The following is a 22,872-nucleotide window of genomic DNA, read 5'->3' as shown; positions in this document are numbered from 1 at the left end:
AAGACCCTAGGCGCGGCCCGCGGTCTTCTGTGTCTTGCGGGTGACGGCGTCGATGACGACGGTCGCCAGCAGGACGCCACCGGTGATCATGTACTGGACCGGCGAGGCGATGCCCTCGAGGGCGAGGCCGTACTGGATCGAGACGATGACCATCACACCGAGCAGCGCGTCCCAGGTGCGGCCGCGGCCGCCGAAGAGGGACGTACCGCCGATCACGGCCGCGGCGATGACGTTCATCAGGAACTCACCGGTGCCCGCGCCCTGGTTGGCGGAGGCGATCTTCGAGGCGACGAAGAGTCCGCCGATCGCGGCGAAGGTGCCGGCGATCGCGAAGACCGAGATCCGGACCATGTCCACGTTGATACCGGCACGGCGGGACGCCTCCACGCTGCCGCCGAGCGCGAAGACCTTGCGGCCGTAGGCGGTGCGGCGCAGCACGAAGTCCGTGAACACCAGGAACGCGAGGAAGATCACCACGGCCAGCGGCAGGCCCTTGTACTGGTTGAAGACGATCGCCACGGCGAACGCCAGCACGGCCAGCAGCACGGTCCGCACGATGATCTCGTTGAGCGGCCGGGACGGCACACCGGCGGCCTCGCGGCGGCGGTTGTCAGAGAACGCGAGGAGGAAGTAGCCCACGGTCGCGACGATCGCCAGGCCGTAGGCGGCGGCCACGTCGGAGAAGTAGTGGCTGGTCAGCTTGGCGACCAGGCCCTCGGAGTCGAGGTTGATGGTGCCGTTGCTGCCCAGGATCTGCAGCATGAAGCCCTGCCAGAACAGCAGGCCGGCCAGGGTCACGGCGAAGGCCGGGACGCCGATGCGGGCGAATATGAAGCCGTGGATGGCTCCGGCCACCGTGCCGGTGAGGATGGCCAGCACCAGGGCCAGCACCTCGTTCATGCCGTGCGTGACGCTCATCACCGCGAAGGCGGCGCCCGCGACACCGCTGACCGAACCGACCGACAGGTCGATCTCGCCGAGCAGCAGGACGAAGACGATACCGACCGCGATCATGCCCGTGCCGACCATGGCGACCGACATGTCGGAGAAGTTGCCCGCGGTGAGGAAGTTGGGGTTCAGGCTGGTGAAGATGCCCCAGATGATCAGCAGGCCCACCACGACGGGGAGGGAGCCGAGGTCACCGGCCTTCAGCTTCCGCTTGAACTCGCCGATGTAGCCGGCGAGGCCCTGTTCGCGGACCAGCAGCCGGGGGTCGACGACGGTGACCGCCGCGGCGGCCGCCTCGGTGTTCTTGACCGTCCCGGTCTTCTTGTCCATCACGGTGCTCTTGCTCTTGGAGCCGTCGTCGGTCCCCGAGGTCTCTTCGCTGCTCACTTCTTGCTCTCCCCGTTGGCACGCGCCGCACGACGGGTCACGGCGTTCTCCGTGGCTCCGGTGATGGCGGAGATGATCTCTTCCTGCGAGGTCGACTTGACCTCGAATGTGCCGTTGTTGCGCCCGAGGCGCAGGACGGCGACCTTGTCCGCCACGGCCTTGACGTCGGCCATGTTGTGGCTGATGAGGATGACGGCGTGGCCGCGCTCGCGCAGCCGCTCGACCAGGTCGAGGACCTGAGCGGTCTGCTCGACGCCGAGGGCGGCGGTGGGCTCGTCGAGGATCACCAGCTTGGGCTCGCCGAGCATGGACCGGGCGATCGCCACGACCTGGCGCTGACCGCCGGAGAGCGAGGCGATCGGGATGCGGACGCTGGGGATGCGGATCGACAGCGTGTCGAGCAGCTCACGGGAGCGCCGCTCCATCTCCACCTCGTCCAGGACACCGCGCCTGCGGAGCTCCCGGCCCAGGTAGAGGTTGCCGACGACGTCGATGTTGTCGCACAGCGCGAGGTCCTGGTAGACCGTCGCGATGCCCAGGTTCTGGGCGTCGTGCGGGCGGCTGATCTGGACGGCCTTGCCGTCCCACTCGATGACGCCCTCATCGATGGGGTGCACGCCGGCGATCGTCTTGACCAGCGTGGACTTTCCGGCGCCGTTGTCGCCCACCAGGGCGACCACTTCACCGGCACGGACCTCAAGCTCTACGTCGGTGAGCGCCTGGACGGCACCGAATCGCTTGGAGACCCCGCGCAACGCCAGCACGGGCGTAGCGGACACGTGAACCATCTCCTTCGCCGCCTGACCCGGCGGGAGGTTGTGCAGAAGTAGGGGGGTGTTCCGTCCGGCGCCCCGCGTAGCTTGCGGGGCTGGTGTGTGCGGGGCGCCGGCGGAGTTCATGGCAGTCGGTCCCGTACGGGAGCCCGGTGCGGACTCCCGTTCAGCTGCGGGGACTCGGGACTGCGGACCGCGAAGAGGTCTACTTGAGACCGATCTTGTCGCAGGCGGCCTTGTACTTGCCGGTGCAGATCTCCTCGACGGTGTAGACACCGTCCTTGATCACCGTGTCGTTGATGTTCTCCTGGGTCAGCGAGACGACCTCGACGAGGACCGACGGCACACCCTTGGTGGTGGGGCTGTCGACCGTGTCCTTGGCGATGGAGTCCAGCGACTTGCCCTGGGCGAGCGCGACGGCCATCTCGGCGGCGGCGTCGGCCTCCGGGGCGTACGGCTTGTAGACGCTCATGAACTGGTCGCCCGTCACAATGCGCTGCACGCCCGCGAGTTCGGCGTCCTGGCCGGTGACCGGGACCTTGATGCCGGCGGCCTTCAGGGCGGTGATGATGCCGCCCGCCATGCCGTCGTTGGCGGAGTAGACGCCGACGATCTTGCCCTTGCCGATGGCGGAGATGGCGCCTTCCATGTTGGCGTTGGCGTTCTCCGGCTTCCACTCCTTGGTGTCGTACTCGCGGCCGACCTTGACCTTGCCGTCGAGGGCGGCGTGCGCGCCCTCCTTGAACTTGGCGGCGTTCGGGTCGGTGGAGGAGCCGTTCATCATGACGATCTGGCCCTTCTCGGCCTTGTCGCCCAGCGCCTCGAGCAGGGCCTCGCCCTGCGTCTTGCCGACGGTCACGTTGTCGAACGACGTGTAGGCGTCGATCGGACCCTCGGCGAGGCGGTCGTAGGCCACGACCGGGATGCCGGCCTCCTTGGCCTTCTTCACCGAGCCGGCGATGGCCTTGGCGTCCACCGCGTCCAGGATCAGCACGTCGACCTTGTTGGTCACCATCGTGTCGACCTGCTGGTTCTGCTGGCTGGCGTCCTGCTTGGCGTTGGCGTAGATGACCTCGCCCTTGTTGTTCGTGAGCTCCTTGATCTTCTTCTCGATCAGGGGCTTGTCGAACTTCTCGTACCGCGCGGTCTGGTTCTCCGGCAGGAGCAGACCGACCTTGATGTTGTCGCCCTTGGCGGCGGACTTGCCCGAGTCGCTGTCCTTGTCACCGGACTCGGCGGCACTGCCGCAGGCGGCGAGAGAGACGGCCAGCGCACCGGCGGCAACGGCTATGGCGGTACGGCGCATACGCGTGTTCACTTCAGAAACCTCCCTGACGAGGCCGCGACGTTGCGGCCGAGGTGGCTGGAAGTCAACTCGGCCGCACGTGCGACGTCAAGAAGTAAATCCTTAACGAGATGGCAACGGTGCCAATCGTTCTCTAAGTGAAGGCAGGAGAGGTCGCGGCGAGGGTGCCTCCCGCCGTGCCGTCCAACAGGGTCGAATCGCCCATTTCGCTCAGTGCGAGGGCAAGCGCGCCCAGCACCTCCGCACGGCCCCCAAGTGCCCCGGGGAGCACGGACAGTTGGCGGGCGGCGCTGGGAATCGCGTAGCGGCCGACGGACTCCCTTATGGGGCCGAGGACCAGCTCGCCGGCCTCGGCGAGGTCACCGCCGAGGACCACCCGGCTCGGGTTCAACAGATTACAGAGATTGGCGACTCCACTGCCGATGTGACGGCCGACGTCGGCGATCACCCTACGGCAGCCCGGATCGCCGCCGCGCGCCAACCGTACGACGCCTTCCATCGTCAGATCCGTGCCGTGGCTGGGCTGGAGCAGGGGCAGCACGTAGCGGGCCGCCGCGAAGGTCTCCAGGCAGCCGCGATTGCCGCAGCGGCAGACGGGGCCGGACTCGTCGAGCGTGATGTGCCCGATCTCCCCCGCGGTGCCGCCCGGCCCGCGGTAGATCTTGCCACTGATCACCAGACCGGCGCCGACACCGCTGGCGACCTTGATGTACGCCAGGTCGCGCACGCCCCGGCCGCTGCCCCAGACCATCTCGCCGAGGGCGCCCAGGTTCGCGTCGTTGTCCACGTGCACGGGCACGCCGAGCCGCCCCCGCAGCTCCTCGGCGGGCTTGGTGCCGGTCCAGCCGGGCAGGATCGCGGTCGAGCCCAGGGTGCCGGACTCCACGTCGATGGGTCCGGGCACGCCGAGGCCGATCCCGGCGATCTTGGCAGGATCCACGCCGGTCGCCTCGATCAGCCGGTTGACCAGTTGTTCCGCCCGGTCGAAGCCCTGGGTCGAGGAGGCGTCCACGTCCAGCGGCTCGGCCTCCTCGGCGAGCACCTGGTGGGCCAGGTTCCCGACCGCGACCCGCAGGTGGGTGTGCCCGAAGTCCACCCCCACGACGATTCCGGCGTCCCCGCTGAGCGAGACGCTGCGGGCCCGGCGGCCGCCCGACGAGGTGGGCGTGACCTCGACGGTCCCGCTCTCCTTCAGCTCCCGGACGATATTGGACACCGTCGCCGCGGACAGGCCCGTGGCCCTCGCGATCTCGGCCTGGGTGAGGGAGCCCGCCAGACGTACTGCTCGAACGACCCGTTCAAGATTGGCTCGGTGCAGCGACGACTGCGACCCCGGAGTCTCCACGACGACCTCCTGCGCGCGGGGCCGCTTCGGTGAGGCCCCGTTCCGTGTCCAACTAGTGAACTCTAAGATGAGCCGTTCGGGTCGCCTCCCGTCAAGAGGTTGAACCGTTTCCGGGTCCTTGGACGCCGTCGCACCCGCCGCTCCCTGGGGCGGGAGCTGCGGGTGCGCGGGGCAATCCGGAGGGTGACTTCAGAGGGTCCGGGGACGGCTCCCCGGGGCGCCTTCCGAGCAGTGCCGGCCGGCCGCCCGGAAGGAGGCCGGCGGCTACTTCAGGGCGCCCGCGGTGAGGCCCTGCACGACCTGGCGCTGGAAGACGATGTACGCCGCGAGCACGGGGAGCATCGCCATCACGAGGCCGGCGAAGAGACCGGACCAGTCCCCCTTGTAGCCCTGGCTGACGGCCAGCTGCACCAGGCCCTGGGTGAGGACGTGCTTGTCCTCGTCGGTGTTGAGCACGGTGGGCAGCATGTACTGGTTCCACTGGCCCAGGAAGTTGAAGATCCCCACGCTGACCAGGCCCGGTTTGGCCATCGGGAGCATGATCTGGAAGAACGTCCTGCTGTGCGAGGCGCCGTCCACGAACGCGGCTTCCGCCACACTGCTGGGCAGGGTCCGGAAGAACGCGGTCAGGAAGAACACCGTGAACGGCAGCGAGTAGGCGATGTAGACCAGGATCAGCCCGTGGATCGTGTTCAGCAGGCCCATGTTGTTGACGACGTAGAACAGGGGGACCAGCGCGAGCATGATCGGGAAGCTCATGCCGCCGATGAACAGGTAGTAGATGAACCGGTTGCCCGGGAACTCGAAGCGGGCCAGCACGTAGGCGGCCATCGAGCCCAGCACCAGGGTGCCGATGAGCGAACCGCCCACCACCAGGACGGTGTTGAGGAAGTAGTCACCCATATGGGCCTGGGTCCAGGCCCGTGACCAGTTCTCGAAGTGGAGCGTGTCCGGCAGCGACCAGGGCGAGCCGAAGATGGCGGCGTCGTCCTTGAAGGACGTCATCACCGCCCACAGCAGCGGCAGGGCCACCATGATCGCCCAGATCACTAGGATTCCGTGCGAGAAGACGTTGAGGACGCCGCCCGCCTTCTTCTCCTCGGGGGGCGCGCCGGCGGGGACGTCGGCCTTGGTGACGGTGACACCGGACTCGGCCGGTACCGGGGCGGGGGGCTCGGTCGTCTTCATGGGATCAGTACTCCAGCCGCTCGCGCCGCCCCAGTTTCATCACCACGGCGGCGAAGGCCAGGGTGACGAGGAGGAGGGCGACACCGATGGTGGTGGCGTAGGCGGCCTGACCGTCGCGGAACGCCTTCTGGTACACGTACAGGACCATGACGGTGGTCGAGTAGTCGGGGCCTCCGGGACCGGTCGTCATGATGTGTACGACCGCGAACGATTCGGCGCCCAGGGCGAGGATGCCCATGTAGACCCAGCCGGACTGCACGGTGTCCCACAGCAGCGGCAGGGTGATGCGGAAGAAGGTGGTGATCCGGTTGGCGCCGTCCAGCAGCGCCGCCTCGTAGAGGTCCAGCGGGATGGACGCCATCCCGGCGGAGAAGAGGACCACGAAGAAGCCCACCGTGGACCAGACGATCACCGCCATGACGGCCCACAGGGCGAGGTCCGGGTCGCCCAGCCAGAGCGGCTGGATGCCGTCGAGTCCGACCGCCCGCAGGAACGAGTTGATCGCACCGCTGTCGGGGTTGTACGCGAACGCGAACAGCAGGGAGATGATCGCGATCGAGAGCACCTGCGGGAAGAAGTAGACGATCTTGTAGAAGGCGGAGCCGCGGACCCCCGAGATCACCGGTCCGCCGCGGCGCCGCCGGCCGCCCACATTGATCATGAAGGAGAGGAACAGCGCCAGACCGATCGTCACCACCGGTACCAGCAGGGCGAACAGCAGGCTGTGCCGCAGCGACTTCCAGAAGATGTCGTCGTCCAGCATGCGTGCGTAGTTGGCGAACCCGACCATCTCGAAGTCGGGGCTCAGACCGGTCCAGTCCGTGAACGAGTAGTAGATCGACTGGACGAACGGCCAGACGACGAAGAGCGCGTACAGCCCCAGGGGAACCGCCAGGAACCCCACGATGAACCGGTACTTGCCGTGCTGCATTACTGCGACCCCGATCTGCGCGCGGGCTGCCACCGGGGCCCGCCCGGCAACGGTGCGCCGGGCAGGCCCCGGTGGCGGATGCTCACCGATTGCTCACTGACTGCTCACTGGTGCTTGTAGTGCTTGACCGACGAGTCCTTGGCCGTCTCGTCGGCGAAGGCCTGGATCTTCTTGATGGTCTCGGCCGGGGTCGCGCGGCCGGCCATCATCTCGCCGATCCCGGAGACGCCGATCTTCTCCTTCTGGAGCTGCACGTACCAGTCCTGGAGGCGCGGGTTCACCACGTTCTCCCCGGCCACGTCCAGTGCGGCGACACCGGACTTCAGACCCGGGGTCAGCTCGATGCCGTCGGTGCCACCGTTGTAGGCGGTCAGCGACTTCACCTTGCCGGTGAAGTTCTTCGAGGACGCCTCGCTCAGCATGATGCGCAGTTGTTCCATGCCGCCCGGGGCGTTCGCGGCCTTGGCGGGGACGACGAAGGGCTCGCCGCCGGAGGCCCAGATGGTGCCGAAGGGCAGCTTGTCGGAGGAGTCCAGGCCGGTGGGCGCGGAGACGGCCAGGTCGAAGTCGTCGGGCATGACGTTCGCCGACTCGTTCTCCACCCAGGAGCCGTTCGGGATGAACAGCGCGTCGCCCTTGGCCCAGGCGGTCTGGGACTGGATGTGGTCCAGGCCCGGGGTGCCCTTGAGGACGTAGCCCTTCTGCTGGAGTTCGTAGTAGGCCTCGAAGCACGCCTTGACGGCGGGGTGCTTCCAGGCGTTCGGCTCCAGGTTGTCGATGGCGTCGAGCACCTCGCGCCCGCCGACCTTGCCGATCATCGGGTACAGCGAGAAGGGGAGGTAGTACGGGTACTTGCCGGCGTAGGTCCAGCCGGCCATGCCCTTCTTCTTGGCCTTCGCGCAGACCGCGAGCATCTGGTCCCAGGTCTCGGGGTACTGCTCGTCGAGCGAGTCCAGCGCCTTCTGCGAGTACCAGACGCCGTAGACCGTGTAGGCGTAGTAGAGGATCCAGACCTGCTCGCCGTCGAACTGGCCCATCTCGACGATGCCGGGCCGCAGCGTGTCGCGGACCTTGGTGCCCGGGTCGTCGTAGGAGGGGGCGTCCAGCAGCGGGGTGAGGTCGGCGAGCTGCTTCTTGCCGACCAGGGTGCCCATGTCCATCTGCTCGGCGCCGGAGTTGTCGATGAGGTCGGGCGGGGTGCCCTGGTTGAAGCGCGGCTGCAGGGTGGACTGGATCTTCTGGGTGGCGGAGAACTTCACCTTCGCCCCGGGGAAGGCCTTTTCGTACACCTTGACGGCGTCCTCGGCGTACTCCTTGCCGAAACCGCCGTCGAACAGGACGAATTCCAGCTTCGCGGTGTCATTGACGCCGAGCGGGTTCTTCGCGGTCTTCTTGCCCGTCTCGGCCTTCTCCTGATCGTCCCCGCCGCCGCTGGCGCACGCGGACAGGAAGCTCATCGTGGGGACGGAGATCAGGCCGAGCGCCGCGGACCGTTTGATCAGGTCGCGGCGGCCCACTCCCGTGGTGCCGTGGCCGGTTCGACCGCGGGCGCCGCGCTCGCGGGTGCCGTGCTCGTGCGTGCCGTGCTCGTGCGTGCCGTGCTCGTGCGTGCCGTCGTACTCGGCGGAGTTGGATCCCATGCTCAAGTCCTCGCCTTCTCCAGGACTCAGGCGGTGAACCGGATCCTTCCCGGCACCGCGTTCGGGTCGCGCTGGGTCGTGCAGGAAGTGCTGGAAGTGCGGCTGGCGCCGGCGGCACCAGTGGTACGGGACGTGGTGGTGTTCGCTGTTCGGGCGCTGTGAGGATGCCCCGGAGTGCCGACAGGTATAGTCCACTTTCCGCCGCCGGAGCAAGATCGAACACAAGGTTCGCCGTCGGTCTTTTCCGAGTTGAGACCTGGCGGAAATATGAGCGGTCGTCGCGTTCCACAACGGAAGATTCCTTGCCTCCGGAATCGAGCGCCGCATTCAACACCCTTGACACCACAAGCAACTTGGCCCACTACTGGTGCTTGCGCAGCAATTCTGACAACGTTGTCCAGCCCAGGGAGGGTGCTCGCGCATGCACCACAGAATTCGGCACAGATGGGGCCCGGCGGTCGTCGCGACGACCGCCTTTGCCGTGGCGGCGGCTTCCCCGGGCGTCGCGGTCGCACTGCCCGGGGCACCCGCGAAGGCGGACCGGGAGTTCGCTTCGTCGTTCGAGGCCGGGGAGCCCGCCCCCGACTGGCTGAACACCGTCGACACCGCACGGGGCGGCAAGAAGCGCGCCTCGGGTGTCGACGGCGGCTACAGCAGCGGCATACCGGGCAGCGTCACCGACCATGTCACGGACGTGCGCGCCAGCTCGGAGAACGCGGGCGCCGGGGAGGTGAAGGAGAACCTCGTCGACGGCGAGCCCAGCAGCAAGTGGCTGGCCTTCACGTCCACCGGCTGGGCCGAGTTCGACCTGGACGCACCGGTCGAGGTGGTCCGGTACGCACTCACCTCGGCCAACGACTTCGCCCCGCGCGACCCGCGGGACTGGACCCTGAAGGGTTCGGCCGACGGGAAGGACTGGACGACCCTCGACACCCGTTCGGGCGAGACGTTCGCGGAGCGGTTCCAGACCAAGGTCTACGACCTGGACGCCTCGGCCGTCGCCGGGTACCGGCACTTCCGGCTGGAGATCACGAAGAACGGCGGGGCGGACGCGCTCCAGCTCGCCGACGTCCAGTTCTCCACCGGCGACACCGAGGAGCCGATACCCCAGGACATGCTCTCGCTGGTCGACCGCGGGCCGAGCGGTTCCCCGACGGCGAAGTCGGGCGCCGGATTCACCGGAAAGCGTGCACTGCGTTACGCCGGACGGCACACGGCCGACGGGCGGGCGTACTCGTACAACAAGGTCTTCGACGTCAACGTGAAGGTCGACCGCCGTACGGAGCTGTCGTACAAGATCTTCCCCTCGATGGCGGACGGCGACCTCGACTACGACGCCACGAACGTCTCCGTCGACCTGGTCTTCACCGACGGCACCCATCTGAGCGAGCTGCGCGCCATCGACCAGCACGGCTTCCCGCTGACCCCGCGGGGGCAGGGCGACGCCAAGGTGCTGTACGTCAACCAGTGGAACAGCGTCGCGTCCGGGATCGGCTCGGTCGCGGCCGGCAAGACCGTCGACCGGATCCTGGTCGCGTACGACTCCTCCAAGGGCCCGGCGAAGTTCCGGGGCTGGCTGGACGACGTGTCGCTCAAGTCGGTGAAGCCCGAGCGGCCGAAGGCCCATCTGTCCGACTACGCGGTGACGACCCGGGGCACCAACTCCAGCGGGGGCTTCTCGCGCGGCAACAACTTCCCGGCGACCGCCGTGCCGCACGGCTTCAACTTCTGGACGCCGGTGACCAACGCCGGTTCCCTGAGCTGGCTGTACGACTACGCGCGCGGCAACAACGCGGACAACCTGCCGACGCTCCAGGCGTTCAGCGCGAGCCACGAGCCGAGCCCCTGGATGGGCGACCGGCAGACCTTCCAGGTACTGCCGTCCGCCGCCTCCGGCACCCCGGAACTGGGCCGTGAGGCGCGGGAGCTGGCCTTCCGGCACGAGAACGAGACCGCGCGGCCGTACTACTACGGGGTGCGGTTCGAGAACGGCCAGAAGGCGGAGATCGCGCCGACGGACCACGCGGCGGTCATGCGCTTCACCTACCCGGGCGACGACGCGAGTGTCCTGTTCGACAACGTCACCGACCAGGCCGGCCTGACCCTCGACGAGGAGAGCGGCACCTTCAGCGGCTACTCGGACGTGAAGTCCGGGCTGTCCACGGGCGCCACCCGGCTGTTCGTGCACGGCGAGTTCGACAAGCCGGTGACGGACGGTTCCACCGAGGGCGTCAAGGGCCACCTGCGGTTCGATGCGGGCAAGGACCGGACGGTCACCCTGCGCCTGGCCACCTCGCTGATCAGCGTCGACCAGGCGAAGGACAACCTGCGCCAGGAGATCCCCGCGGACCGGTCCTTCGATTCGGTCAAGCGGAGCGCCCAGCGACAGTGGGACGAGCTGCTCGGCAAGGTCGAGGTCGAGGGCGCCACTCCGGACCAGCTGACCACGCTCTACTCGAGCCTCTACCGGCTGTACCTGTACCCGAACTCGGGCTTCGAGAAGGTCGACGGGAAGCACAAGTACGCCTCCCCCTTCTCGAAGATGCCGGGTCCGGACACCCCGACGCACACCGGCGCGAAGATCGTCGACGGCAAGGTGTACGTCAACAACGGTTTCTGGGACACCTACCGGACCACCTGGCCGGCGTACTCCTTCCTGACCCCCTCCAAGGCGGGTGAGCTGGTCGACGGGTTCGTGCAGCACTACAAGGACGGCGGCTGGACCTCCCGCTGGTCCTCCCCCGGTTACGCCGACCTGATGACCGGCACCTCCTCGGACGTCGCGTTCGCCGACGCCTACGTCAAGGGCGTGGACTTCGACGCGGAGGCGGCGTACGACGCGGCCGTGAAGAACGCCACCGTCGTGCCCCCGTCGTCGGGCGTCGGCCGCAAGGGCATGGCGACCTCGCCGTTCCTCGGCTACACCGGCACCGAGACCCACGAGGGCCTGTCGTGGGCCCTGGAGGGCTACCTCAACGACTACGGCATCGCGCAGATGGGCAAGGCCCTCCACAAGAAGACCGGCGACGAGCGCTACAAGGAGGAGTCCGCCTACTTCCTCGACCGGGCCCAGGAGTACGTCAACCTGTTCGACTCCGAGGCCGGGTTCTTCCAGGGGAAGAACACGAAGGGCGACTGGCGCGTCGAGTCCTCGAAGTACGACCCGCGGGTGTGGGGCCACGACTACACCGAGACGAACGGCTGGGGCTACGCCTTCACCGCCCCGCAGGACAGCCGGGGCCTGGCCAACCTGTACGGCGGGCGGGACGGTCTCGGGGACAAGCTCGACGAGTACCTGTCCACCCCCGAGACGGCCTCCCCGGAGTTCAAGGGCTCCTACGGCGGGGTCATCCACGAGATGACCGAGGCGCGGGACGTCCGGATGGGCATGTACGGACACTCCAACCAGGTGGCCCACCACGCCCTGTACATGTACGACGCGGCCGGGCAGCCCTGGAAGACCCAGAAGAACGTCCGTGAGGTGCTGTCGCGGCTCTACACCGGCAGCGAGATCGGGCAGGGCTACCACGGGGACGAGGACAACGGCGAGCAGTCGGCCTGGTACCTGTTCTCCTCCCTCGGGTTCTACCCGCTGGTGATGGGCAGCGGCGAGTACGCCGTCGGCTCCCCGCTGTTCAAGAAGGTGACCGTGCACCTGGAGAACGGCCGCGAGCTGGTCGTCAGGGCGCCGAAGAACAGCGCGAAGAACGTGTACGTGCAGGGGTTGAAGGTCAACGGCAAGCGCTGGGACTCCACGTCGCTCCCCCACTCGGTGGTCGCGAAGGGCGGGGTCCTGGAGTTCGACATGGGCCCGCGGCCGTCGTCGTGGGGCACCGGCAAGAAGGCGGCCCCCGTGTCGATCACCCAGGACGACGAGGTGCCCACGCCCCGCGAGGACGTGCTGAAGGGCGCGGGCGCCCTGTTCGACGACTCCTCGGCGACCGGCGCCACGGTGTCCACGGTCGACCTGCCCGTGAAGGGGGACGCGAGGGCGGTCCAGTACACGCTGACGTCCTCTGCCCACACCAAGGCGCCCACGGGCTGGACCCTCCAGGGGTCGGCCGACGGCACGACGTGGAAGACCCTCGACAAGCGGGCGGACGATCCCGAGGCCTTCCGCTGGGACCGGCAGACACGGGCCTTCTCGGTGGACGAGCCGGGGAAGTACGGCCACTACCGGCTGGTCCTCAGCGGTGAGGCGACGCTGACGGAGGTGGAACTGCTGAGCTGAGCCGGCCGCGCGCCGCAAGCGGGTCCGGGCCGTGGTGGCCCGGACCCGCTTCGTCGTGTCGGCGGCACGTCGTGTCACCGCCGCGCACGGGGCTGGTTCAGCCGACCCGGCAGGGCAGGCTCGTCGTGCTGTCCCCGCCGGAGCCGGAGACGACGTAGCCGAAGGTGGCGCTCTGCCCCGGATTCAGCGAGCCGTTGTGGCCGGCGTTGTGGACCATGACGTTCTGGCTCTGGTAGGTGGCGTTGCCGTTCCACAGGCTGTCGACCCGCTGGCCGGCCGGGAGGGCCCAGTCGACCATCCAGCCGAGCATGGGGACGTTACCGCTGTTGGTGACGGTCACCTGGGACTGGTAGCCGCCGTTCCAGCTGCCTGTCGTGCTGCGGGTGGCGGTGCACTGACCGGGGACGGGCTCGGTCGGAGTGTTGCCGGGCTCCTTGATGCCGGTCACCTCGCCGTTGCCGCCGTCGAAGACGACGTCGGAGCAGGAGTAGAAGGTCTCCGCGCTGTCCGAACGCTGCCAGACCATGTAGACGATGTGGCGGCCCGACTTGCCCTGCGGAAGCTTCCCGGTCCAGGAGTAGTTGGCGTCGACGGTGCCCGGGGACCCGTTGAGCGGCGGGTGGTCGACGGAGAGGAACGGCTGCTTCTCCATGTCGGCCCAGGTGAGGGTCCGGGTCGGGTCGAAGCCGTCCTTGGTGATGTACACGTAGAACCAGCCCGGGTGAGCGGCCCAGGCGTTGTAGGAGAAGTCGACGGTCGCACCCGACGTGAGGTGGGTGAGCGGCCAGTCGTTGCGCGGCTGGTTGAAGCCGGTGAAGCTGGTGTTGCCGCCGCTGCACAACTGCCCGTCCGGCACGAAGCCTTCGGTACGGCCGGCGCCGTCGGAGCGCAGTACGGAGAACCAGTTGTAGAACGGTGTGGTGCCGCTGACCTGGGCGGCGGCCTTGCACGCCGGGTTGACCGGCTTGATCTCACCGGTGCTGGTGAGCCCGTCCTGCCAGCACAGGAAGGTCCGGCTGGCGGGCTTCATCGGCGTCCCGTGCGCCTCCGCCTCGCCGCCCGCGCTCATGACCAGGCCGACGGCCGGGACGGTGGCGAGCAGGGAGACGAGGACCAGGAAGAGGGCTCTGGCGCGAGTAGGGAGGGTGAGCCGGGGAGGGGTGCCGCCCCTCGCCCTTGTTCTCATTTTTGCCATGATCATGACATACCTGTCCGTCGCTGTGGGTGCTACGGGTCACGGGTCGTGCGCATGTATACATGTGCGCATGTGCGCATGTGCGCGTTCGTGCGCATGCGCGCGTGGGGGGGCGAGCGAGACGGGGGCGTTCCCGCGGCGGGTTCCGGTCCGACGAAGGATGGGAGCGCTCCCATCTCACTCGTACGGGGAAGGTAGCGCCGGAGGCTCCGCTTGTAAACGGGTGGCGCGACAGGGGGCGCGCGAGGGGCGATTACGAGCCGTTCAGGACGGCTCGTCGAAGGTCCGTTCGATGGCGGCCGCCGCCCGCGCTCCTTCGAAGAGCCCGACCACGCTCGCCAGCACGCGGTCCCCGCGCGGCACGTCCAGCGCCGCCCGGACGATCACCACCACGTCCTCGCGGAGCCGGGTCCCGCGCAGGTCGACCGGGCGGTCCAGCTGCTCCCCCAGGACGGACGCGAACCGGGCCCGGCCCTCCGGGTCCGCCATGCACGACAACGTGCTCAACTCTCCGGTGAGGCGCAGGAAGAGGGTCACCTTCCGGGAACGGCGCGGGGAGTCGGAACGGAGGGCGGCGCCGGACTCCGGCTCCCCGGCCGGACGGGGAGCCGAGGATGCGGTGGGGGCGGTGGGGGCCGCGGGGGCGGAGCCGGAGGCAGCACTGCCGCCCTGGACCAGCTGCCGCTCCAACCCGGCGGCCACGCCCTGCCCTTCGAAGAACTCGACCGTCCACAACAGCGCACGCACGCCACCGCTCTGCTTCACCGCGGCCCACGCCGTCATCGCCACGTCCTCCCGCAGCCGGACGCCCCGCAGGTCGACGCGGCGGCTCAGCTCCTCCCCCAGCACCATCGCGAACTCCGCCCGGCTCCGGGCGTCCTCCATGCATGCCAGTCCGCTCAGCAACTCGGCGATCAGCACCACCTCGGGGAGCCGCGCGGAGGGGTCCTCCTCACTCGGCGAGGGCCCCGGGGACACCGGACCGTGCCCGTGCCACTGCTCCTGCTCCTGCCCCTGTTCCCGTCCCTGCTCCTGCCCCTGTTCCCGTCCCTGCACCTGCCCCTGTTCCCGTCCCTGCACCTGCCCCTGTTCCCGTCCCTGCACCTGCCCCTGTTCCCGTCCCTGTTCCCGTCCCTGTTCCTGTTCCTGTCCCCGTCCCTGTCCCTGTTCCTGCCGCTGCTGCTGCCCGCGCACCGAGCGCGCGACCACGACCCGGTGCTCCAGCTCGGCCCACATCTGGGGGCGTTGGACGACCTGGGCCGCCTGCAGTTCGTCGTACACGTAGTCGTAGAGCTCATGGACGCCAATCACCCCGTCCCCGTCGCGGTCCGCCTCGCCCGAGCGCAGGCCCTTGATGACGGCACCGGTGAACTTCGAGGGCTGCGGCTCCAGTTCGTCGAGCCGATCGCCCTCCCAGGCGTACTCGGTGCGGTTGGTCGCGGTGAGCACCGCCCGGCCGTGTCCGGCGAGTTCGTCCCTGAGGTGCACCACGGTGTCGCCCTTGCTGCCCGGCAGGAAGGCACCGCTGTAGCAGCAGTCCAGGAGCAGGACGATGGACCGCGCCCGGCACCGGCGCATCTGGGTGTGCAGGAACGCGGCGGGGACGGAGGTGGAGGCGAGCAGTCTGTGGTCGGTGTCGGTGGTGGCGAAGTGCAGTTCGCCGTTGTCGTCCTTGATGCCGTGGCAGGAGAGGTGGAGCAGGAGGACGTCGTCGCGGCGGCGGTCGAGGAAGAAGAGCTCGACGGCCCGGGTCACCTCGTGGTGGCGGCCGTCGACGACCCTGCTGACCTCGAAGTCGCCGATCAGCGGGTCCTCGAGTACCTCGGCCAGGCCGTGTGCGTCGCGCACGGGTGAACGGAGCTGTCTCAGCGCCTGGTTGTCGTAGCGGCCGGTGGCGACGAGCAGGGCGAAGCGGCGGCCTGTGGACACGGTCGTCCCCTCAACCCTCCGGCCCGGCATCGGGGGCGCCGGAGCTGTCGTCGTCCGCGTCCCGGCCGCCGTCCTCGCCCGTCGCGGTGCGGGCGGCCAGGAAGGCCTCGATGAGGCGCTGCTGGTCGGCGGCGGAGACGGCCTCCAGCTCCAGACTGTCGTCGCCCAGCGTGATGCTGACGGTGCGCACCGGCCGGTTCTCGATCCAGGTCTGGACGAGCCCCAGCACCGAGCGGAGCGCGAGGGGTGCCAGGGTCACCGCGAGTGCGCCGACGGCGATCGCGTCCGCCGGTTTGGCGCCGGCGGGGACGTGGTCGGTGCGGACCGGTTCGACCCGGTCGACGTCCAGCTCAAGCAGGCGCTCGCGCAGGTGCCGGGTCAGTTCGTCGAGCTCTTCACGGTCACCGTCCGGAACTCCGGTCAGTACGAGTTGCATGCGCTCACTGCCGCGGCTCACCGCCACCCCCGTCGCCTGGTGATGCTCCAGCGTACAACGGGGCCGGGACGGGGCCGGGGTGAGGAAAGGACGGGAACCGGGACGGGGCGGGAGCGGGGCAGGAGCGGGACAACGGCGAGGGCCGCACCCCGGTGGACGGGATGCGGCCCTCGACTGCCCTGCGGTAACCGGCCTGCGGTACCGCTTGTTCGCCGATCAGGTCACTTGCTGATCAGGCTGCGCAGCACGTACTGCAGGATGCCGCCGTTGCGGTAGTAGTCCGCCTCGCCGGGGGTGTCGATGCGGACGACCGCGTCGAACTCACGGCGTACATTGCCGGCTTCGCCGGGGGCGGTGTCGGTGGTGACCTTCACCGTGCTCGGGATGGTGCCGTTGTTCAGCTCGGTGACGCCGGTGAAGGAGAAGGTCTCCTCGCCGGTGAGGCCGAGCGTCTCGGCGGTGTGGCCCTCCGGGAACTGGAGCGGCAGGACGCCCATGCCGATGAGGTTCGAGCGGTGGATGCGCTCGTACGACTCGGCGATGACGGCCTTGACGCCGAGCAGCGCGGTGCCCTTGGCGGCCCAGTCGCGGGACGAGCCGGAGCCGTACTCCTTGCCCGCCAGGACGACCAGCGGGATGCCCTGGTCGATGTAGTTGCGCGAGGCGTCGTAGATGAACGAGACCGGGGCTCCTCCATCACCTTCGGCGGCCTGCGTGAAGTCGCGCGTGTAGCCGCCCTCGGTGCCCGGCGCGATCTGGTTGCGCAGGCGGATGTTGGCGAACGTACCGCGGATCATGACCTCGTGGTTGCCGCGGCGGGAGCCGTAGCTGTTGAAGTCGCGGCGCTCGACGCCGTGCTCCGTGAGGTACTTGCCGGCCGGGGTGTCGGCCTTGATGGCACCGGCCGGGGAGATGTGGTCGGTGGTGACCGAGTCGCCCAGCTTGGCGAGGACCCGGGCGCCGGCGATGTCCTCGACCGGGGCCGGGTCCATGCCCATGCCCTCGAAGTACGGGGGCTTGCGGACGTAGGTGGACTCGGCGTCCCACTCGAAGGTGTTGCCGGTCGGGATCGGCAGCGCCTGCCACTGGGCGTCGCCGGCGAAGACGTCGGCGTAGGACTTGGTGAACATGTCCTCGCCGATGGTGTTGGCGACGACGTCGTTGACCTCGGCCTCGCTCGGCCAGATGTCCTTCAGGAAGACCGGGTTGCCGTCCTGGTCCAGGCCCAGGGACTCGCGGGTGATGTCCACCTTCATCGAGCCGGCGAGGGCGTAGGCCACGACCAGCGGCGGGGACGCCAGGTAGTTCATCTTGACGTCGGGGTTGATCCGGCCCTCGAAGTTGCGGTTGCCGGAGAGGACCGAGGTGACGGCGAGGTCGTGCTCGTTGACGGCCTGGGAGACCTCGTCCGGCAGCGGGCCGGAGTTGCCGATGCAGGTGGTGCAGCCGTAGCCGACCAGGTTGAAGCCGACCTTGTCGAGGTACGGGGTCAGGCCCGCCTTGTCGAAGTAGTCGGTGACGACCTTGGAGCCCGGGGCGAGGGTGGTCTTGACCCAGGGCTTGCGGGTCAGGCCCTTCTCGACCGCCTTCTTCGCCACCAGGGCGGCGGCGACCATGACGTACGGGTTGGAGGTGTTGGTGCAGGAGGTGATCGCGGCGACGGTGACGTGGCCGTGGTCGAGCTCGTACTCCGTGCCGTCGGCGGCGGTGACCTTCACCTTGTTGCTGGGGGCGCCGTTGGTGATGGCCGGGGCGTCGGAGGCCGGGAAGGACTCCTGGCCGGCCTCGTCGACGTCGCCGCCGTCCTTGACGTAGTTGCGTACGTCCTGGGCGAACTGGGCCTTGGCGTCGGCGAGGACGATGCGGTCCTGCGGGCGCTTCGGGCCGGCGATGGAGGGCACGACGGTGGACAGGTCCAGCTCGAGCTTCTCGGAGAAGTCAGGCTCGGCCTTCGGGTCCAGCCAGAGGCCCTGCTCCTTGGCGTACGCCTCGACGAGCGCGACCTGCTGGTCGCTGCGGCCGGTCAGGCGCAGGTAGTTCAGCGTCTCGTCGTCGATCGGGAAGATCGCGGCGGTGGAGCCGAACTCCGGCGACATGTTGCCGATGGTGGCGCGGTTGGCCAGGCTCGTCGCGGCGACGCCCTCGCCGTAGAACTCGACGAACTTGCCGACGACGCCGTGCTTGCGCAGCATCTCGGTGATGGTCAGCACCAGGTCGGTGGCGGTGGTGCCGGGCTGCAGCTCGCCGGTCAGCTTGAAGCCGACGACGCGCGGGATCAGCATGGAGACCGGCTGGCCGAGCATGGCGGCCTCGGCCTCGATGCCGCCGACGCCCCAGCCGAGGACGCCGAGGCCGTTGACCATGGTGGTGTGCGAGTCGGTGCCGACCAGGGTGTCGGGGTAGGCCTTGCCGTCACGGGTCATGACGACACGGGCCAGGTGCTCGATGTTCACCTGGTGGACGATGCCGGTGCCGGGGGGGACGACCTTGAACTCGTCGAAGGCGGTCTGGCCCCAGCGCAGGAACTGGTAGCGCTCCTTGTTGCGGCCGTACTCCAGGTCGACGTTCTGCTTGAAGGCGTCGTTGGTGCCGAACTTGTCGGCGATGACGGAGTGGTCGATGACCAGCTCGGCCGGCGCCAGCGGGTTGATCTTCGCCGGGTCACCGCCCAGCTCCTTGACGGCCTCGCGCATGGTGGCGAGGTCCACGACGCAGGGGACACCGGTGAAGTCCTGCATGATCACACGGGCCGGGGTGAACTGGATCTCCTCCGACGGCTGGGCCTGGGAGTCCCAGGAGCCGAGCGCGCGGATGTGGTCGGCGGTGATGTTCGCGCCGTCCTCGGTACGGAGCAGGTTCTCCAGCAGCACCTTCAGGCTGTAGGGAAGGCGTGCGGCGCCCTCGACCTTGTCCAGCCGGAAGATCTCGTACGACTCGTCGCCCACCTGCAGCGTGCTGCGGGCGTCGAAGCTGTTCGCCGACACGACAGTCTCCTTCATTGATGTGCGCGTACCACCACACCGCAAACCCTTTGCGGCTACCGCCGCGTGGCGCCGCCACTACGCCTGGACCGATCCGCTAAGGTAAGGCTAAGTTAGGCATCCCTTACCGGGCCGTGGCGACTGCGGTGCACCTCGGCAGATATCTCGATGTCGAGATAACCCTAATACACGGCGGCCGAATGGTCATGCGCGGGCCCGCCTCAGGGCGCCCGCATGCCCGGATTCCGGGCCCATGCCCCTTCCGGGTACCCCGCCCGCCCCGGGCGCACCACCCCGAACGCTCCGGCCCCGGCCTTCCCCCTCCCGCCCCCGTCGCCCGTCATCACCGGGCCCGGACGGGGTATGCGCACCGGGACGACGCCATGAACCCGGCGCCGCGAACCCGGCACCACGAACCCAGAGAGGGAGGCAGGGATGCCGCTCACGTTCCGCAAGAGTTTCAGGATCTTTCCGGGGGTACGGCTGAACATCAACAAGCGCTCCTGGTCCATCACCACCGGCGGCGGGCGAGGCCCGCGGCACACCACGAGCAGCACGGGACGACGTACGACATCGATGGATTTGCCCGGACCTTTCGGATGGCGGAGCACGCGCAGCACCCGGCGCGGCAGGTGATACTGACTCTGCATCACCCGAATGGCCCATCCAAGGGCCCCCCGGGAGGTGCCATCTCATATCTGAGATAGCCTCAGTCTCATGTCAGACGACTACCTCGTACGCATCGGTAAGCTCATCCGTGACGCCCGGCAACACCGCGGCTGGACACAGGCACAGCTGGCGGAGGCACTCGCTACCAGCCAGAGCGCCGTCAACCGCATCGAACGCGGCAACCAGAACATCAGCCTTGAGATGATCGCCCGCATCGGCGAGGCGCTCGACAGCGAGATCGTCTCACTCGGCTACGCCGGCCCCATGCACCTGCGGGTCGTCGGCGGCCGCCGCCTCTCGGGCGCCATCGATGTGAAGACGAGCAAGAACGCGTGCGTGGCACTGCTGTGCGCCTCGCTGCTCAACAAGGGCCGCACAGTGCTGCGCCGCGTCGCCCGCATCGAGGAGGTGTACCGCCTCCTGGAGGTGCTGGGCTCGATCGGCGTCCGCACCCGGTGGATCAACGAGGGCGTCGACCTGGAGATCGTGCCGCCCGCCACGCTGGACCTCGAGTCCATCGACGCGGACGCGGCCCGCCGCACCCGCTCCATCATCATGTTCCTCGGCCCGCTGCTGCACCGCACGGACCGCTTCATGCTGCCGTACGCCGGCGGCTGCGACCTCGGTACGCGCACCGTCGAGCCGCACATGATCGCGCTGCGCCGGTTCGGTCTGGAGATCGCCGCGACGGAGGGCCAGTACCACGCGGTGGTGGATCGTTCCGTCAGCCCCGGCCGCCCGATCGTGCTGACCGAACGCGGGGACACGGTCACCGAGAACGCGCTGCTGGCCGCCGCCCGGCACGACGGCGTCACCGTCATCCGCAACGCCTCGTCCAACTACATGGTCCAGGACCTGTGCTTCTTCCTGGAGGCCCTGGGCGTCAAGGTCGAGGGCATCGGCACCACCACGCTCACCGTGCACGGCATGCGGACGATCGACGTCGACGTGGACTACTCCCCCTCCGAGGACCCGGTCGAGGCGATGAGCCTGCTCGCCGCGGCCGTCGTCACGGAGTCCGAGCTGACGGTGCGCCGGGTGCCGATCGAGTTCCTGGAGATCGAGCTCGCGGTCCTGGAGGAGATGGGCCTCGACCACGACCGCACCCCCGAGTACGTCGCGGACAACGGCCGCACCCGGCTGGTCGACCTCACCGTCCGGCCCTCCAAGCTGGAGGCGCCGATCGACAAGATCCACCCGATGCCGTTCCCCGGCCTGAACATCGACAACGTCCCGTTCTTCGCGGCGATCGCGGCGGTGGCACAGGGCCAGACCCTCATCCACGACTGGGTCTACGACAACCGCGCCATCTACCTGACCGACCTCAACCGCCTCGGCGGCCGCCTCCAACTCCTGGACCCCCACCGCGTCCTGGTGGAGGGCCCCACCCGCTGGCGCGCCGCCGAAATGATGTGCCCGCCGGCCCTGCGCCCCGCCGTGGTCGTCCTGCTGGCGATGATGGCCGCCGAGGGCACGTCGGTCCTCCGCAACGTCTACGTCATCAACCGCGGCTACGAGGACCTGGCCGAGCGCCTCAACTCGGTCGGGGCGCAGATCGAGATCTTCCGGGACATCTGAGAGGCGAGCATCAGCAGGCTTCACCGAGCTGCACGGAGCCCCAGTCGACCGGCATCTGCCGACTGGGGCTTCTGCTCGTTGGCTACTCGTATCCAGGAAGCCGATCCAGCTGCTGGAGAGCGGCCAGGTCACCACTCGCCGACATGGCCCTCACCCGGATCATCTCCATGCGCGAAGCACGCGGCAGGTGACGAGGCTCGACGTCGCTGTCATCGAGTTTTTCAAGCACCAGGGTCCCTCCCTGAAAAGCCGAGACAGTCCAGGAGGATTCCTCGTCCGTGACCGACACGTCCGGGTGCTCGTCGTCGACCGGCCCATCGAGCTCAGCGGCGGGCGGGCGGCCGGGAGGGCCGGGCAGCGGACACCTCGTCGAGGTCGGCGTCGATGCCTGGCCGTTTGCCGATCAGGCGGGTGATGAGCTGCCGTGTCCTTGCGGGAATCCTGGCCCGCGTCTCCTCGATGAGGCGCTGGAGAATGTCAGGAACAGATCGTCGATGATCAGGACGCCGGCGGCGCGCCGTCGCTCGTTCAGGACGGGCAGCCTGCGTACGCCTGATCTGCGAAGCGCCCTGGCCGCGGCCGAGACGCCGTCGGTGGCCCACCGACCGTGAGCCCGACGGCACGCTCACCCTCCGGACATCGCACGGAAAGCAGCGGACATGACCGAAGCCGCCCATCCACCCGAGGAGCTCGTACGGGCTGTTCGAGAAGCCGGTATCAGCGACGAGCGCCTGCTCCAGGCCGTACGAGCGACGCCCCGAGCGGCATTCGTCCCCACCGGTCACCAAGCGCACGCCTACCACGACGTGCCCCTTCCGATCGGGCACGCACAGGTGACCACGCAGCCCTCGCTCTCCGCCATGATGATCGAGGGCCTTGACCTGAGCGGGGACGAGCACGTCCTCGAGATCGGTACCGGCCTCGGCTTCCAGACCGCGCTGCTCGCCCGGTCGGCCGCCGATGTCGTGACCATCGAGATGTGGCCGGACATCGCCCGGCAGGCACGGCGCAACCTCGCCAGGCAGGACATTCGGAATATCGAGCTGCGCGTCGGAGACGGCAGCGGCGGCGTGCCGGACCGCGCTCCGTACGACGCAGTCATCGTGTCCGCCGCGTTCCCGGAGGTCCCCGCGCCACTGGCCGGGCAACTGCGCTTCGGCGGCCGCCTCGTCCAGCCCATCGGGCCGGGTGGCCGGGAGCAGGTCGTGTCCTTCCTGCGCACCGCGACGGGGCTGGAGCGCCGACGAATACTTACGCCCGCGCATTTCGTCCGCCTGCAAGGGCGGTACGGCTTCCCCTCCTGAGCCCCGCCGACCGCGTCGGACTGCCGGCATT

General features: G+C 68.8%; 16 protein-coding genes. 5 read left to right on the top strand and 11 right to left on the bottom strand.

Annotated elements, in window-relative coordinates:
* Positions 1-6: 6 nt before the first annotated feature.
* From OHB56_RS32480 to ngcE, 7 genes are all read right to left on the bottom strand, one after another.
* Positions 7-1,278, bottom strand: coding sequence for a sugar ABC transporter permease (locus OHB56_RS32480; protein ID WP_406359254.1), 1,272 nt, complete (start codon positions 1,276-1,278; stop codon positions 7-9).
* A 53-nt stretch (positions 1,279-1,331) separates the two neighbouring features.
* Entirely contained in the window at positions 1,332-2,123 is a 792-nt protein-coding gene (locus OHB56_RS32475; protein ID WP_326755442.1) for an ATP-binding cassette domain-containing protein, read from the bottom strand.
* A gap of 190 nt (positions 2,124-2,313) precedes the next feature.
* Entirely contained in the window at positions 2,314-3,414 is a 1,101-nt protein-coding gene (locus tag OHB56_RS32470) for a substrate-binding domain-containing protein (RefSeq protein ID WP_406359253.1), read from the bottom strand.
* A 133-nt stretch (positions 3,415-3,547) separates the two neighbouring features.
* Complete coding sequence (locus tag OHB56_RS32465; protein ID WP_406357153.1) at positions 3,548-4,759, bottom strand: ROK family protein; 1,212 nt, start codon at positions 4,757-4,759, stop codon at positions 3,548-3,550.
* Between the two features lie 264 nt (positions 4,760-5,023).
* Positions 5,024-5,947 carry a carbohydrate ABC transporter permease gene (locus OHB56_RS32460; RefSeq protein ID WP_388283829.1) on the bottom strand — a complete coding sequence of 308 codons (924 nt, stop codon included), beginning with the start codon at positions 5,945-5,947 and terminating at the stop codon, positions 5,024-5,026.
* Positions 5,948-5,951: 4 nt separating this feature from the next.
* On the bottom strand, positions 5,952-6,878 hold the full coding sequence (locus OHB56_RS32455) for a carbohydrate ABC transporter permease (protein ID WP_406357152.1): 927 nt from the start codon (positions 6,876-6,878) through the stop codon (positions 5,952-5,954).
* A 104-nt stretch (positions 6,879-6,982) separates the two neighbouring features.
* Positions 6,983-8,518: an N-acetylglucosamine/diacetylchitobiose ABC transporter substrate-binding protein gene (gene ngcE / locus OHB56_RS32450; RefSeq protein WP_406357150.1), complete on the bottom strand. Its 1,536-nt coding sequence runs from the start codon at positions 8,516-8,518 to the stop codon at positions 6,983-6,985.
* Between the two features lie 33 nt (positions 8,519-8,551).
* On the opposite strand from ngcE, the gene OHB56_RS32445 reads away from it, so the two are divergent.
* Together OHB56_RS32445 and OHB56_RS32440 are read left to right on the top strand one after the other, a co-directional pair.
* Complete coding sequence (locus OHB56_RS32445) at positions 8,552-8,680, top strand: hypothetical protein (RefSeq protein ID WP_326755437.1); 129 nt, start codon at positions 8,552-8,554, stop codon at positions 8,678-8,680.
* A gap of 259 nt (positions 8,681-8,939) precedes the next feature.
* Complete coding sequence (locus OHB56_RS32440; RefSeq protein ID WP_406357147.1) at positions 8,940-12,749, top strand: GH92 family glycosyl hydrolase; 3,810 nt, start codon at positions 8,940-8,942, stop codon at positions 12,747-12,749.
* 97 nt (positions 12,750-12,846) lie between these two features.
* On the opposite strand, the gene OHB56_RS32435 is transcribed toward OHB56_RS32440, so the two are convergent.
* From OHB56_RS32435 to acnA, 4 genes are all read right to left on the bottom strand, one after another.
* Entirely contained in the window at positions 12,847-13,935 is a 1,089-nt protein-coding gene (locus OHB56_RS32435) for a lytic polysaccharide monooxygenase (protein WP_406357145.1), read from the bottom strand.
* 273 nt (positions 13,936-14,208) lie between these two features.
* Positions 14,209-15,873: a caspase, EACC1-associated type gene (locus OHB56_RS32430; RefSeq protein ID WP_406357144.1), complete on the bottom strand. Its 1,665-nt coding sequence runs from the start codon at positions 15,871-15,873 to the stop codon at positions 14,209-14,211.
* Positions 15,874-15,883: 10 nt separating this feature from the next.
* A complete protein-coding gene (locus tag OHB56_RS32425; RefSeq protein ID WP_406357142.1) occupies positions 15,884-16,309 on the bottom strand; it encodes a hypothetical protein in 426 nt (141 codons plus the stop codon).
* Positions 16,310-16,530: 221 nt separating this feature from the next.
* Positions 16,531-19,293: an aconitate hydratase AcnA gene (acnA, locus tag OHB56_RS32420; protein ID WP_406357141.1), complete on the bottom strand. Its 2,763-nt coding sequence runs from the start codon at positions 19,291-19,293 to the stop codon at positions 16,531-16,533.
* Positions 19,294-19,725: 432 nt separating this feature from the next.
* Between acnA and OHB56_RS32415 the strand changes: the two genes are divergently transcribed.
* From OHB56_RS32415 to OHB56_RS32405, 3 genes are all read left to right on the top strand, one after another.
* Entirely contained in the window at positions 19,726-19,926 is a 201-nt protein-coding gene (locus OHB56_RS32415) for a DUF4236 domain-containing protein (RefSeq protein WP_388436246.1), read from the top strand.
* An 81-nt stretch (positions 19,927-20,007) separates the two neighbouring features.
* On the top strand, positions 20,008-21,537 hold the full coding sequence (locus OHB56_RS32410; protein WP_326755430.1) for a UDP-N-acetylglucosamine 1-carboxyvinyltransferase: 1,530 nt from the start codon (positions 20,008-20,010) through the stop codon (positions 21,535-21,537).
* Between the two features lie 659 nt (positions 21,538-22,196).
* Positions 22,197-22,841 (top strand): protein-L-isoaspartate(D-aspartate) O-methyltransferase, encoded by a 645-nt coding sequence (locus OHB56_RS32405; RefSeq protein ID WP_406357139.1) that lies wholly within the window; start codon positions 22,197-22,199, stop codon positions 22,839-22,841.
* Positions 22,842-22,872: the final 31 nt, after the last annotated feature.

The organism is Streptomyces sp. NBC_01635 (assembly GCF_045209715.1).
Classification (GTDB): domain Bacteria; phylum Actinomycetota; class Actinomycetes; order Streptomycetales; family Streptomycetaceae; genus Streptomyces; species Streptomyces hirsutus.
Note: the sequence above shows the minus strand (reverse complement) of the source record. Positions and strands in the feature narration are given on the sequence as shown.